This is a genomic window from Nocardiopsis synnemataformans (genome assembly GCF_965343085.1).
Classification (GTDB): domain Bacteria; phylum Actinomycetota; class Actinomycetes; order Streptosporangiales; family Streptosporangiaceae; genus Nocardiopsis; species Nocardiopsis alborubida.
Genome location: NZ_CBDRFA010000058.1, coordinates 26,060 through 39,368, shown reverse-complemented (window position 1 = coordinate 39,368; position 13,309 = coordinate 26,060). Strand labels below are relative to the sequence as shown.

Below are 13,309 nucleotides of genomic sequence, written 5' to 3'. Positions count from 1 at the left end.
CTCCCGTCCACCGCAGAAGGAGGCAGCCGCATGGCAGCGACCGAGGTCGCCCAGTCCCGCCGGATCGTCACCGAGATCCCCGGCCCCAAGTCCCGCGCGATCCAGGAGCGCCGCCGTTCGGCCGTCGCCCAGGGCGTGGGCAGCGTCCTGCCCGTCTACGTCGAGCGCGCGGGCGGCGGCATCGTGGAGGACGTCGACGGCAACGCGCTGATCGACTTCGGCTCCGGCATCGCCGTGACCAACGTCGGCAACGCCGACCCGCGCGTGGTGGAGCGCGCCGCCGAGCAGCTCGGCCGGTTCACGCACACCTGCTTCATGGTCAACCCGTACGAGGCTTACGTGGACGTGTGCGAGGCGCTGAACCGGATCACGCCGGGCGACCACGAGAAGCGTTCGATCCTGCTCAACTCGGGCGCCGAGGCGGTCGAGAACGCGGTGAAGATCGCCCGCAGCGCGACCGGCCGCCAGGCGGTGGTGGTCTTCGACCACGCCTACCACGGCCGCACCAACCTCACCATGGGGCTGACCGCGAAGAACATGCCCTACAAGCAGGGCTTCGGGCCGTTCGCCGGTGAGATCCACCGGATGCCGATGGCCTACCCCTACCGCTGGCCGACGGGTCCGGACAACTGCGGCCCCGAGGCGGCGGCCATGGTGATCGAGCAGATCACCAAGCAGATCGGCGCCCAGAACGTGGCGGCCGTGGTGATCGAGCCGATCCAGGGCGAGGGCGGCTTCATCGAGCCCGCCCCCGGCTTCCTGCCCGCGGTGGTGGAGTTCTGCCGCGCCAACGGCATCGTGTTCGTCGCCGACGAGGTGCAGACCGGTTTCGCCCGTACCGGCCACATGTTCGCCAGCGAGCACGAGGGCGTGGTCCCGGACCTGATCACGACCGCCAAGGGCATCGCGGGCGGCCTGCCGCTGGCCGCGGTGACCGGCCGCGCCGAGCTGATGGACGCCGTGCACGGCGGCGGCCTGGGCGGCACCTACGGCGGCAACCCGGCGGCGTGCGCCGCGGCGCTGGCCGCCCTGTCCGCGATCGAGGCCGACGGCCTGGTGGAGCGGGCCCGCGCGATCGGCGAGCTGATGCTGGGCCGCCTGCGCGAGCTGGCCGCCAAGCACGAGGTCATCGGTGACGTGCGCGGACGCGGCGCGATGATCGCGATCGAGCTGGTCCAGGACGCCGACCGCACGCCCGCCCCGGAGGCGCTGGCCAAGGTGCTGTCCTTCTGCCACTCCCGCGGCCTGATCCTGCTGAGCGCGGGTACCTACGGCAACGTGATCCGCATGCTGCCGCCGCTGGTGATCGGCGACGAGCTGCTGCACGAGGGCCTGGACATCCTGGAGGAGGCCTTCGCCCGGCTGTAGTCCCCGTGCGGCGGGCGGCGCGTGCGCGCCGTCCACCGCTCGCACCACCGGGGTACCCGTGGGGACCGCACCCGGTCCCGTCGGCGTGCCCGCCGTCAGTGTGTCCAGGCCACGTCCCGCGGCAGCGGGTGGTCCTCGGCGCGCATCTCCTCCAGCAGCGCGAGGAACCCCGCCGCGGCCGGCCCCGGTCTGCGGCCCCGGCGCGTGAGCACGCTCAGCCCGCGGTCGACGACCGGGTCGGTCAGGGGCACGCGCACGTGGTCGGCGAAGCTCATCAGCACCCCGACCAGGGCCGGGAGCGCGGTGACGCCGATCCCCGCGTAGACCAGGCCGCCGATGGTCGAGACGTTGCCTGCCCGCACGATCCGCTCGGGCACCGCGCCCGCGCGCTCGAAGGCGGCGTCCGCGCCCGCGCGCACGCTGGAGTCGCCGCCGGTGGCCAGGGTTGACGCAGACGGCGTTCGCGCTCGGCCTCTTTGGGGGTTTGGAAGGTGCGGTCGAGCAGGTCGCCATCGCTGGTGGCCACCGCCACCGCCACGCCCCGGTCGACGCCCACCGCGCTCTCGGGGCGCTCGTGGTGTTCGGGGGTGGTCTGGCCGTCCTCGCACAACAGCGACACGTACCAGTGGGCGCCGTCGCGGGAGACGGTGGCCGAGCGGACCGTGCCCCGGGGTACGCGTGACCAGCGGAAGCGCACCCATCCCAGTTTGGGCAGTTTGACCCGTCCCCATCTGCGGCCCAGGCGTTCGATGCTCATCCGTGACCCATCGGGGAAGCGGAAGGAGGGCTTCCACCGGCCCTTGGCACGCCACCGCACACCGAACGTGCCGTGGTCCCGGCACGCGGCGTCCAGGTCGCGCAGGGTCTGCTGGAGGTGGGGCTGCCGACCGTGGTCGCCGCGGTCTCCGGTGACGACGTGCTGGACCTGCTGGACCCGTCGGCGCCCTGCTGGGAGGACGGCCTGCCGCTGGAGGCGCACGGCGAGATCGTCTCCGCCAACGCCTACGTCGGCGCCGACGCCCTGACGCCCGCGTTGGAGGGCGGGGACGGTGGGGACGAACCCTTCGAGTGCCGGCTGCGGGTGGCCGCCCTCGCCCCCGGCCGTGCGGACGCCGAGGAGGTCGCCGAGGAGGTGGGCGCCCTCTACACGTCGGGGCCCTCCGGAGGGGGTGGGGTCAGGACCTCCGTCCACGAGGTCGTGGGCGTGCTGTCGACCACCGTCGACCGGGAGGCCGTGCGCACCCGGGTCGACTTCTTCGGAGAGGGGGAGCGGTGAGCACCGTGCTCCGCGACGTCGCCCACGCCCGGGCCGGGGACAAGGGCAACCTCAACACGATCGCCGTCATCGCCTACGAACCGGAGTGGTACCCGGTGCTGTGCGCCGAGCTGACCCCCGACCGGGTCGCCCGCGCGCTGGGCGGGCGCGTGTCGGGGCCGGTCACCGTGCACCGGATGGACAACGTGTGCGCGCTGGTCCTGGTGTGCCCGCGCGCGGGCGAGGACACGGTGACCACGTCGCTGTACCTGGACGCCCACGGCAAGAGCCTGGCGTCGGTCCTGCTGGGGATGGAGCTGGAGGGAGCGCCCGAGGCGCACTGACCGGAAACGCTGCTGGTGTGCCGCACGGGTTTTGACCTGCGACCGCGGATGAGGTGGGCGCCGGGTCAGCGCTCGTCGCGGACCGAGTCCAGCGACAGCAGCGCCACGTGCAGGGACAGGCAGGTCTCCACCGAGTCCAGGTCCGCGTCCAGGACGTGGGCGACGCGCCGCAGCCGGTCGTAGAACGCCGGGCGGGACAGGTGTGCCCGTCCGGCCGCGAGCGCCTTGTTGCGGCCCGCGCCCAGGTAGTGGCGGAGCATGTCGGTCAGGTCGCCGCCGTGCCGCGCGTCGTGGTCCAGCAGCGGCCCCAGCTCGCGTTCGACGTAGGTCTGGAGCCGCTCGTCGTCGCGGAACAGGTGGAGCAGGCCGCGCAGGTGCAGGTCGGGCAGCCGGTAGAAGGGGCGCTGGTCGCTCTGGCGGATGGCCACGTCGCCGACCTGGCGCGCCTCCAGGAAGGAGCGCCGCACCTCGCGGACGCCGTCCGCGGAGGAGCCCACGGCCAGCACCGCGGCGCCGCCCACGGCGGTGCGGACGCGGTCGGCGAGCATGTGCAGGGTCGGGTCCAGGCGCTGGCGGCCCGGCAGCGCGAGCAGGATGCCCACGCGCAGGTCGTCGAGCGAGCCCACCAGTGCGGGCAGGCGCAGCTCCCGGCAGGCGCGCGCGGCGCCCTCGGCGGTGTCGGACAGGCGCGCCTGGGCGGCCAGCCCGGTCCCGCTCTCGCGCAGGCGCAGCACGAGTCCCACCAGTTCGCGGCCGTTGAGCGGCACGCCCACGGCACGGGCCCGCACCAGGGCCTCCTCCGGGTCGGAGTAGGCCCGGTCGATGATGCCCGCGATGATCGTTCGGTGCGTCTGGCGCTCCAGGCTCTCCTGGTGGCGCTCCAACAGCCTGCCCAGCGCCAGGGTGGTGGCGGCGCGTTCGATGAGCATGCTCTGGCGCGGGGTGGGATTGGCCCCGACGACGAGGATCAGCCGCCCCCAGTCCTGGCCGCGCGCTCCGACCGTGGTGACCAGCCAGCCGTTGGCGGGCGTGTGGACGGTGCGCGTTCCCGAACGCGCCGCGCGCGAGCGGCTCTCCCAGGAGGTGAGCAGGGTTCCGGGCTCCTCACCGTTGAGGTCGCAGGCCAGCACCTGGTGGGTGAGGTTCTCCAGGACCACCGGGCAGCCGGAGAGCTGGGCGACCTCGTGCAGGATGCGCCCGGTGTCGGCGCCCTCCACCGAGAGCTGGGTGAAGACCGAGTGCAGCTTCTCCGACTCGCGCAGCTCCTCCAGCTGTTCGTTGACCACCCGGATGTGCACGGCCTCGGTGATCTCCACGAAGCGGGCCTCGCGGTCGAGCAGGACCACCGGCACGCCCGCGTCGCGCGCGGCGTCGAGGAAGGCGGGCGGGAGCTCGGCGTGGTACTTGCGGCCCAACTCGACCGCGATGCCGCTGACCCCGGCCGCGGCGAGGTCGTCGATGTAGCGGCGCAGCGCCTCGGGGTCGTCGGGCATGGCGATGCCGGTGCTGAGCACCAGCTCGCCGCCGCGGAGCAGGTGGGCGAGGTCGGTGACCTCGGCGATGTGCACCCAGCGCACGGCCACGTCCAGCCGGTCCGGGCACGCCACGACCCGGGGACGGGCGCGCTGGAGGGCGGGCAGCTGGAGGACCTCGGCGAGGGTGGGGAGCACGGCCTCCATCCTAGGAGGCGCGCACGGGACGCGGTGTCAGACTCCCGGCCCCCGGGCTTACACGGTGTACCGCACCGCCCGGGCCTGACCTGAGGGGAGGGCGCGCGCGGAGGTCCTTACACGTCGTAAGCCCGGCCGCCATGTTGTCAACATGCTGATCCTGGCCAAGTCCGGGGGGCGGGGCGAGACTGGGGGCATGTCGGAACTTCTCTCACGCCACCGCGCGGTCATGCCCTCCTGGCTGCCCCTGTACTACGAGTCCCCGCTGGAGATCACCGGCGGCAAGGGCGCCCGTGTCACGGACGCCGACGGCAACACCTACCTGGACTTCTTCACCGGCATCGTGACCAACATGCTCGGCTACGACGTGGCCGAGGTACGCGAGGCCGTCGAGCGCCAGATCGCCAGGGGGGTCGTGCACACCTCCACCCTCTACCTCATCCGCGGCCAGGTCGAACTGGCGGAGAAGATCGCCGGCCTGTCGGGCATCCCGGACGCGAAGGTGTTCTTCACCAACTCCGGCACCGAGGCCAACGAGACCGCCCTGCTGTTGGCCACGTACGCGCGCGGAAGCGACGAGGTGCTGGCGATGCGCGGCAGCTACCACGGGCGCTCGTTCGGCACGGTGGCCGTGACCGGCAACCGGGCGTGGAAGAACTCCTCCCTGTCGCCGCTGAACGTGCACTACCTGCACGGCACCGACCACGCGGCTCCGGCCTTCCGGGGGATGACCGACCGGGAGTACGTCGAGGCGTGCGTGGCCGACCTGCGCGACGTGCTGGACACCGCGGCGCCGAACGTGGCGTGCCTGATCGCCGAGCCGGTGCAGGGCGTGGGCGGGTTCGCGATGCCGCCGGACGGCCTGTACGCCGCCTACAAGGAGGTGCTGGACGAGCACGGCATCCTGTTCGTGTCCGACGAGGTGCAGACCGGGTGGGGGCGCACCGGCACGAGCTTCTTCGGCATCGGCAACCACGGGGTGGTCCCGGACGCCATGACCTTCGCCAAGGGTCTGGGCAACGGGTTCGCGGTGGGCGGCGTGGTGGCGCGCGGCGACCTGATGGACCGGCTGGGCGCGCTGGGCGTGGCCACGTTCGGCGGCAACCCGGTGTCGATGGCGGCGGCGGGGGCGACCCTGGACTACGTGCTGGAGCACGACCTCCAGGGCAACGCGCGGCGGCAGGGCGCGCTGATCCTGGAGGGGCTCAGCGCGCTGACCTCGCTGCCGAGCGTGCGCGACGTGCGCGGCAAGGGACTGATGTTCGCCGTGGAGATGGTGGACCCCGCCACCGGCGCGCCGTCCTCCCCCCTGGCCGGGAGGGTGCTGGAGGCCACCCGCGAGCGCGGTCTGCTGGTGGGCAAGGGCGGTGTGCACGGCAACGTGCTGCGGATGGCGCCGCCGATGACGCTGTCGCAGGAGGAGGCCGTGGAGGGCCGCGACGTGCTGCTGGACGCGGTGCGCACCGTGGACGCCGGGGCCTGAGGAGGAACGACCGGGGCCTGAGGGGGCCGGGGCCGGAGGGGGCCGCCGCGCACGGTCTTCCGTGCGCAGGTGGGCAGCACGACGCTGGCGGCCCCTGGGGACCCCCCGTATCAAGCAAACCGCGCCGGGGCACCGCGCGCCAGCCCCGACCGGACGCCTGTGGACAAGGAAGAGAGCGGATATGAGCAAGCACGTCACCCACTGGATCGGCGGAGCCGCCCACGAGGGACCGGCCCGGCGCACGGGGGACATCTACGATCCGGCGTCCGGGCGGGTCACCGGCACGGTCCACCTCGCCGGACGGCAGGAGGTCGACGCGGCGGTGACGGCCGCGCGGGAGGCCTTCCCGGGCTGGCGCGACACCTCGCTGTCCCGGCGGGTGCAGGTCCTGTTCCGCTTCCGCGAGCTGCTCAGCGCCAACGCCGACCGGTTGGCGGAGCTGATCGGCGCCGAGCACGGCAAGGTCCTCTCCGACGCCCGGGGCGAGGTGGCCCGCGGCCTGGAGGTCGTCGACTTCGCCTGCGGCATCCCGCACCTGCTCAAGGGCGGCTACTCCGAGAACGTGTCCACGGGCGTGGACGCCTACTCGATCCTCCAGCCGCTCGGCGTGGTCGCCGGGATCACGCCGTTCAACTTCCCCGCGATGGTGCCGATGTGGATGTTCCCGGTGGCCGTCGCCTGCGGCAACGCGTTCGTGCTCAAGCCCAGCGAGAAGGACCCCTCGGCGTCGGTGCTGCTGGCTGAGCTGTGGGCCGAGGCGGGGCTGCCCGAGGGCGTGTTCAACGTGGTGCACGGTGACAAGGAGGCGGTGGACGCCCTTCTGGAGCACCCGGACGTGGCGGCGGTCAGCTTCGTGGGCTCCACCCCGGTCGCGCGGTACGTCTACCGGACCGCCGCCGAGCACGGCAAGCGCGTGCAGGCCCTGGGCGGGGCCAAGAACCACATGGTGGTGCTGCCCGACGCCGACCTGGACCTGGCCGCGGACGCGGCGGTCTCGGCCGGGTTCGGCTCGGCGGGCGAGCGGTGCATGGCCATCTCCGCGGTGGCCGTGGTGGACTCGGTGGCCGACGAGCTGGTGGAGCGGATCCGCGAGCGGGTGGCGCGCCTGCGCGTGGGCCCCGGCGACGACGAGCGCAGCGAGATGGGGCCGCTGGTCACCAGGGAGCACCGCGACAGGGTGGCCTCCTACCTGGAGTCGGGGGTGCGCGAGGGCGCGACCCTGGCGGTCGACGGCCGCGTGCACCCGGTGTCGGGCGGGGACCCGGACGGGTTCTGGCTGGGCCCGTCGCTGCTGGACCACGTGGGCCCGGAGATGTCGTGCTACCGGGACGAGATCTTCGGCCCTGTGCTGAGCGTGGTGCGCGTGGGCGACTACGACGAGGCGGTCAAGCTCGTCAACGCCAGTCCCTACGGCAACGGCACGGCGGTCTTCACCAACGACGGGGGCGCCGCCCGGCGCTTTCAGAACGAGGTCGAGGTCGGCATGGTGGGGATCAACGTCCCCATCCCGGTGCCGATGGCCTACTACTCCTTCGGTGGCTGGAAGCAGTCCCTGTTCGGCGACTCACACGCGCACGGCACGGAGGGTGTCCACTTCTACACCCGCACCAAGGCGGTCACGGCCCGCTGGACCGACCCGGGCCAGCGGCCCGAAGGAGGCGTCAACCTGGGGTTCCCCACCAACGGTTAACGCCGAGTTCGCGAAAATACCGGACGGATCTGTCTCACTGTCGGTCGGCGGTGAACGACACGGAGTATCGTTGTCAGCGGACGCCCCCCACGGGGCGTGGTCGGCGCCGACAGCCGACGCACGAACCATCCGGGAAGGGCGCGCTCATTTCCCCTCCTCCCCAATGGAAGCGGGCGCGCCGACGGGAGCGCTCCGGGTCCGCCTCTCCCCCTGGACCCGGAGCGCGACCGTCTCCGCACCGCTAGCGCACCGCGAACAGCCGCTCCTCGGCGGCGACCCGGGGCTCCGCGCCGACGAGGTCGGCGCACTCCTCACAACCGAACACCGCACTCCCGTCCGGGAGCTCGCCGAGCACCCGGCGTGGCCGGGGCCACTTGGTGTGGCAGACGACGCAGGCATCCCCCATGCACTGCGCCCAGCTCAGCGAGTCCGGATCGTAGACGTCGACGTCGATCGCGGGCCGCGTGTCTGGTTCGCACATCATGCTCGTTCCGCGCAATGTCCTTGCTCCCCCCGTGGTTTAGGACAGTCTGGCGGGCCGATAGTTACCGGCTCTTTATTGAATCAGAAGCTTTGGGCACCTGGAATGGTTCGGACCGATCTACATCACACCATGCAGGGGAATCATAACCCTAAGTGATGTGACCTGGGAAGACCCTGTCTGGCGGGACAAGCTTCATCTGCTTTGTCCGGTTAGCTACGGGGCGGTAGTGATCCGGGACCTCAGTCCTCGGCCCGTACAGAGACCGAAAAACGGCGCAGGGAGAGCGCCGGATTGAGGTCCCTCACCTCCTGGACCCGGGAGGCCGAAACCCCGGCCGAGGCAACCGCGAAGGTCTGCTCCCCCAGCGCCGCGAGCGGGGTCCCCATGGGATCGACCACCATGCTGTTGCCCGCGCCCGTGGGCGCCGCCTGCCCGGAGGCGGCCACGTACACGGTGTTCTCGATGGCGCGCGCCCGGGCCAGGGTCCGCCAGTGCTCCTCCTTCAGCGGGCCGGGCACCCACTGCGCGGCCAGCAGCACCACGTGCGCCCCGGCCTCGGCGATGCGCCGCGTCACCTCGGGAAAACGCAGGTCATAGCAGGTCTGTAGACCGAACACCACGCCGTCGACGGTGAAGGTCTCGGGCTCCTCGATCGGGCCGGGGCGCAGCACGTCCGACTCCCGGGCCCCGAAGGCGTCGTACAGGTGGATCTTGCGGTAGTGCGCGACCCGCTCGCCCTCCGGCGACAGCGCCACCAGCGTGTTGGTGAAGTGGGTGGCGTCCTGGCCACCCTCGGCCTCGCCGACCCCCAGCACCAGGTGCACGCCCTCCCGCCGGGCGGTGTCGGCAGCCTCGGAGACGAAGGGGCCGTCCAGGGGCTCGGCCGCCGCCACGTAGCGCTGGTCGACGCGGCCCGCGGTGAACATCGTGTACTCGGGGAACAGGACCACCCGGGCCCCGTCCGCCGCCGCGCGGGCGGTCAGCTCCGCCACCGAGCGCTGGTTGCGCGCCTTGTCCTGACCGGGGGCGAACTGGGCGACCGCGACCTGCACCATCGAACCTCTCCTCGTCGGCGTGGGACGCCCGGGGGCGCCGTGCACCGAGTGTACGGCCAGCCCGCGGCCCCGTCCGCGCGGACCGGACCGCCTCCGGAGCCGCCCCCTTGCCAAGGGGCTAAACAAGCGTTTAATGTATTGAACATGAGTTCAGCCAACCGTCCGGATCGGCCCGACAGGGAGTCCGACCTCACGGCACGCGCCAGGATCCGCGACGCGGCGATCACGTGCTTCGGCCAGCGCGGGTTCGGCGTGACCGTGCGGGCGATCGCCGAAGAGGCCGAGGTCTCCCCCGGACTGGTGATCCACCACTTCGGCTCCAAGGACAGGCTCCGGCGGGCCTGCGACGACCACGTCACCGCGGTCGTCAACGAGGTCAAGACGGACACGGTCACCAGCCACGACGGACAGACCTTCCTCCACCAGCTCACGACGATGGAGCAGTACGCCCCCCTCCTGGCCTACGTCGTCCGCTCCATGCAGGCCGGGGGCCCGCTCGCGGCCTCGCTCTTCGAGCGCATGGTGGCCGACATCGAGGTCTACCTCGCCGCGGGCGAGGCCGAGGGCACCATCCGCCCGAGCCGGGACCCGGCCCGGCGTGCCCGCTACCTGGCCGCCAACTCCCTCGGTTCGCTGCTCATGTTCCTCACGCTGGGGCGCTTCGAGGGGGAGGTCGACTTCGGCCGGGTCGCGCGCGAGTGGTCGCGGGAGTACATGCTCCCGACCCTGGAGCTGTACACCGAGGGCCTGCTCACCGAGCGCACGCTGCTCGACGCCTATCTGCTGTACGTCAGCGATCCCCCCGAGGAGTCCCGCTGACCGCCCCGAATCCCCGTCCCCGATCCCCACCACACACGGAGGCAACCCCGACCATGACACCAACCGCCATCGAGGTCCGCGGCGTCGACAAGCGCTTCGGCCGCTTCCAGGCCCTGGACAAGCTGGACCTGACCGTCCGCACGGGCCAGGTCGCGGGCTTCCTCGGGCCCAACGGCTCCGGGAAGTCCACCACCATCCGCGTCCTGCTCGGTCTGCTCAGGGCCGACGCCGGGACGGTCCGCCTGCTCGGCGGCGACCCCTGGCGGGACGCCGTCACCCTGCACCGGCGCCTGGCCTACGTGCCCGGCGACGTCACCCTGTGGCCCAACCTGACCGGAGGACAGGCGATCGACCTGCTCGGACGGCTGCGCGGCGGGCTCGACCCCGCGCGCCGCCGGGAGCTGCTGGCCCGCTTCGAGCTGGACCCCACCAAGAAGGCCCGCACCTACTCCAAGGGCAACCGGCAGAAGGTCGCCCTGGTCGCCGCGCTGGCCTCCGACGCCGAACTGCTCATCCTCGACGAGCCCACCTCCGGCCTGGACCCGCTCATGGAGGCCGTGTTCACCGAGTGCGTCCTGGAGGCCAAGGCCCAGGGCCGCACCGTGCTGCTCTCCAGCCACATCCTCTCCGAGGTGGAGAAGCTGTGCGACACCGTCACCATCATCCGCAGGGGGCGGGCGGTGGAGTCGGGCACCCTGGACGACCTGCGCCACCTGACCCGCTCCGCCGTGCGCGCCACCGTCACCGGGGACGCCCGGGTCCTGGAGGGCGCCGACGGGGTGCACAACCTGCGGCTCGACGGCGACACCGTCGCCCTCGACGTCGACAACACCCGCATGGGCGCCGTCATGGGCACGCTCACCGGCCTCGGGATCCGCTCCCTGGTGAGCAACCCGCCCTCGTTGGAGGAGCTGTTCATGCGCCACTACGGCGACGAGCTGGGCGCCCGCGACGGCGACGGGAGCGCGGCGGCATGAGCGCGTTCACCGGTACCGGCACCCTCGTCCGGTTCGTCCTGCGCCGCGACCGCGTCCGTCTGACGGTCTGGACCCTCGCCCTGGTCGGCACCGTCGTCGCGACCGTTCCGACGCTCGACGACATGTTCTCCACCGACGCCCAGCGTCAGGCCCGGGCCGCGCTCATGGACACCCCGACCGGTGTCGTCTTCGGCGGTCCCGGATACGGGCTGGACGACTACCAGCTCGGTCCCATGGTGGTCAACGAGCTGACCATGAGCGTGCTCATCGCCCTGGCGGTCATGAGCGTCCTGCACGTGGTCCGGCATACCCGCGCCGAGGAGGAGAGCGGCCGCGCCGAACTGCTGCGCGCCGGCGTCCTCGGCCGCAGCGCCCAGATGACCGCCGCGCTGGCGACCATCTCGGTCGTCAACCTGCTCGTCGGCGGCCTGACCGCGCTGGCCTTGGCGGGCAACGGCCTGGCGGTCGCCGACTCCGCGGCCTACGGGCTGGGGCTGGCCCTGGCCGGGATCTCCTTCGGCGCCGTCGCCGCCGTGTGCGCGCAGGTCACCGAGCACGGACGCGCCGCCGCCGGGCTGGCCTTCCTGGCCGTCGGTGTGCTGTTCCTGTTCCGGGTCGTCGGCGACATGGCGGAGGAGGGAGGCAACGCGCTGTCCTGGCTGTCACCGTTCGCCTGGGTCCAGCAGACCCGCGTGTTCCACGACCTGCGCTGGTGGCCGCTGGTGCTGTACGCGGTCCTGATCGTGGTGCTCTTCGCCCTGACCTACGCCCTGGCGGGACGGCGCGACCTCGGCGCGGGGCTGGTCGCCTCCCGGCCCGGTCCGGCCGGCGCGGGCGGGCTGCTCAACGGCGTGTTCGCGCTGCACCTGCACCAGCAGCGCGGGGCCGTCGCCGCCTGGACCTTCGCCGCCTTCCTCTTCGCCTTCGCGTTCGGCTCGCTGGTCACGGAAGTGGAGGGGATGCTGGAGGAGAACCCCGACCTGGTGGCCGTCCTCGGCGACGCCGCCGACGACGTCACCGGAGGCTTCCTCGGCACCATGAGCGGTTACGTGCTGATGGCCGCGTCGGCCTACGCCGTCATGTCCGTGCTGCGGGCACGGAGCGAGGAGACCTCCGGGCGCGCCGAGCTGACCCTGTCCGCGGCCGTCGGCAAGGTGCGCTGGTTCGGCGGCGCCCTGCTGGTCAGCGTGCTGTCCTCGGCGGTGATCGTGGTGGCGGGCGGTGTCGGCATGGGCCTGAGCGCGTCCGCCGCCCTGGAGGACTCCTCCTGGACGTGGACGATGACCGAGGCGGCGCTGGCCCAGCTGCCGGTGGCCCTGCTGTTCGCCGCGCTGACCGCGGCGCTGGTGGGAGTGGTTCCGCGCCTGGTCCCGCTGGTGTGGGCGTGGCTGGGCTACAGCCTGCTGGCGTCGACGCTGGGTCCCCTCCTGGGCCTAGACGAGTGGCTCCTGGACCTGAGCGCGTTCGAACTCCTGCCCAAGCTGCCGGGAGACGAGTTCGAGGCCGTCCCGGTGGTCCTCGCGCTGGGGGCGGCGGCCGCGGCCAACGCGATCGCCCTGGCGGGTTTCCGCCGCAGGGACCTGGCAAGCGTCTGACGGGGCGCGGTCCGGTGGGCCGTCGGGCCGGGACCGGTTCGACGGCGCCCGGACCGCGGGAGGGGCCCGAGCCCCGGTCAGGGCAGGAAGGACAGGCCCCAGGCGGGCGCGAACACCACGACCATGAAGCGCGCGGTGCGGGTGACGAAGGTGATCAGGGCGAACAGCACGACGTTCATCCGCACCACCCCGGCCAGCACCGACACCACCATGAACGGCGGAACGCTGGCGAGGGAGCTCACCGCCACCAGGCCCGCGCCCCAGAGCGGCTGTTCCTCGGCCCTGCGCCGCCAGCCCTCGGTCCGCGCGGCCCACTTGCCGGGCGTGGCGCTCCTGCGGCGGATCCACGGCGCGGAGAGCGACCCGCGCCCGGCGTAGTAGTAGGGCAGCTTGCCCAAGGTCTGGCCGACCCCGGCCGCCACCGCCATGGCGACCAGGGCGCCGTCGTCCATCGCGATCACGGCGCCCACCAGGTAGACCTCGATGTTGATGACCGGGACGAGCCCGGAGACGAGGGCGACCACGAAGGCCAGCGCCGTCTCGATCACCCCGTGCTCCCCGGCGCCGTG

At 72.7% G+C, this 13,309-nt stretch carries 13 protein-coding genes; 8 read left to right on the top strand and 5 right to left on the bottom strand.

Features of this window, described 5'->3' with window-relative positions; genetic code table 11:
• Window positions 1-30: 30 nt before the first annotated feature.
• Complete coding sequence (gene gabT, locus ACSIH6_RS27555) at window positions 31-1,368, top strand: 4-aminobutyrate--2-oxoglutarate transaminase (RefSeq protein WP_435111250.1); 1,338 nt, start codon at window positions 31-33, stop codon at window positions 1,366-1,368.
• Between the two features lie 95 nt (window positions 1,369-1,463).
• On the opposite strand, the gene ACSIH6_RS27550 is transcribed toward gabT, so the two are convergent.
• Window positions 1,464-1,787: a LysR substrate-binding domain-containing protein gene (locus tag ACSIH6_RS27550; protein WP_435111249.1), complete on the bottom strand. Its 324-nt coding sequence runs from the start codon at window positions 1,785-1,787 to the stop codon at window positions 1,464-1,466.
• Window positions 1,788-2,197: 410 nt separating this feature from the next.
• On the opposite strand from ACSIH6_RS27550, the gene ACSIH6_RS27545 reads away from it, so the two are divergent.
• Both ACSIH6_RS27545 and ACSIH6_RS27540 read left to right on the top strand, forming a co-directional pair.
• Entirely contained in the window at window positions 2,198-2,644 is a 447-nt protein-coding gene (locus ACSIH6_RS27545; protein ID WP_435111248.1) for an acyclic terpene utilization AtuA family protein, read from the top strand.
• Window positions 2,641-2,967 (top strand): AtuA-related protein, encoded by a 327-nt coding sequence (locus ACSIH6_RS27540; RefSeq protein WP_435111247.1) that lies wholly within the window; start codon window positions 2,641-2,643, stop codon window positions 2,965-2,967. Before ACSIH6_RS27545 ends, ACSIH6_RS27540 begins: the two co-directional genes overlap by 4 nt.
• A 65-nt stretch (window positions 2,968-3,032) precedes the next feature.
• Here ACSIH6_RS27540 and ACSIH6_RS27535 read toward each other — a convergent pair whose 3' ends face one another.
• On the bottom strand, window positions 3,033-4,637 hold the full coding sequence (locus ACSIH6_RS27535) for a PucR family transcriptional regulator (protein ID WP_435111246.1): 1,605 nt from the start codon (window positions 4,635-4,637) through the stop codon (window positions 3,033-3,035).
• Window positions 4,638-4,833: 196 nt separating this feature from the next.
• On the opposite strand from ACSIH6_RS27535, the gene ACSIH6_RS27530 reads away from it, so the two are divergent.
• Together ACSIH6_RS27530 and ACSIH6_RS27525 are read left to right on the top strand one after the other, a co-directional pair.
• Entirely contained in the window at window positions 4,834-6,120 is a 1,287-nt protein-coding gene (locus tag ACSIH6_RS27530) for an aspartate aminotransferase family protein (protein ID WP_435111245.1), read from the top strand.
• Between the two features lie 181 nt (window positions 6,121-6,301).
• On the top strand, window positions 6,302-7,810 hold the full coding sequence (locus ACSIH6_RS27525; protein WP_435111244.1) for a CoA-acylating methylmalonate-semialdehyde dehydrogenase: 1,509 nt from the start codon (window positions 6,302-6,304) through the stop codon (window positions 7,808-7,810).
• Between the two features lie 241 nt (window positions 7,811-8,051).
• On the opposite strand, the gene ACSIH6_RS27520 is transcribed toward ACSIH6_RS27525, so the two are convergent.
• Together ACSIH6_RS27520 and ACSIH6_RS27515 are read right to left on the bottom strand one after the other, a co-directional pair.
• Window positions 8,052-8,294: a hypothetical protein gene (locus ACSIH6_RS27520; protein WP_435111243.1), complete on the bottom strand. Its 243-nt coding sequence runs from the start codon at window positions 8,292-8,294 to the stop codon at window positions 8,052-8,054.
• A 239-nt stretch (window positions 8,295-8,533) separates the two neighbouring features.
• The gene (locus tag ACSIH6_RS27515) at window positions 8,534-9,349 is read right to left on the bottom strand and encodes a carbon-nitrogen hydrolase family protein (protein ID WP_435111242.1); all 816 of its coding nucleotides are present in this window, start codon (window positions 9,347-9,349) and stop codon (window positions 8,534-8,536) included.
• Window positions 9,350-9,493: 144 nt separating this feature from the next.
• On the opposite strand from ACSIH6_RS27515, the gene ACSIH6_RS27510 reads away from it, so the two are divergent.
• Genes ACSIH6_RS27510 through ACSIH6_RS27500 form a run of 3 tightly spaced genes read left to right on the top strand, consistent with a single transcriptional unit; the run spans window position 9,494 to window position 12,740 of the window.
• Window positions 9,494-10,168, top strand: a complete 675-nt coding sequence (locus tag ACSIH6_RS27510; protein WP_435111241.1) for a TetR/AcrR family transcriptional regulator — start codon at window positions 9,494-9,496, stop codon at window positions 10,166-10,168.
• A 53-nt stretch (window positions 10,169-10,221) separates the two neighbouring features.
• Window positions 10,222-11,145 carry an ABC transporter ATP-binding protein gene (locus ACSIH6_RS27505; protein WP_435111240.1) on the top strand — a complete coding sequence of 308 codons (924 nt, stop codon included), beginning with the start codon at window positions 10,222-10,224 and terminating at the stop codon, window positions 11,143-11,145.
• Window positions 11,142-12,740: an ABC transporter permease gene (locus tag ACSIH6_RS27500; protein ID WP_435111239.1), complete on the top strand. Its 1,599-nt coding sequence runs from the start codon at window positions 11,142-11,144 to the stop codon at window positions 12,738-12,740. Before ACSIH6_RS27505 ends, ACSIH6_RS27500 begins: the two co-directional genes overlap by 4 nt.
• A gap of 77 nt (window positions 12,741-12,817) precedes the next feature.
• Here ACSIH6_RS27500 and ACSIH6_RS27495 read toward each other — a convergent pair whose 3' ends face one another.
• Window positions 12,818-13,288 carry a hypothetical protein gene (locus tag ACSIH6_RS27495; RefSeq protein WP_435111238.1) on the bottom strand — a complete coding sequence of 157 codons (471 nt, stop codon included), beginning with the start codon at window positions 13,286-13,288 and terminating at the stop codon, window positions 12,818-12,820.
• Window positions 13,289-13,309 lie beyond the last annotated feature (21 nt).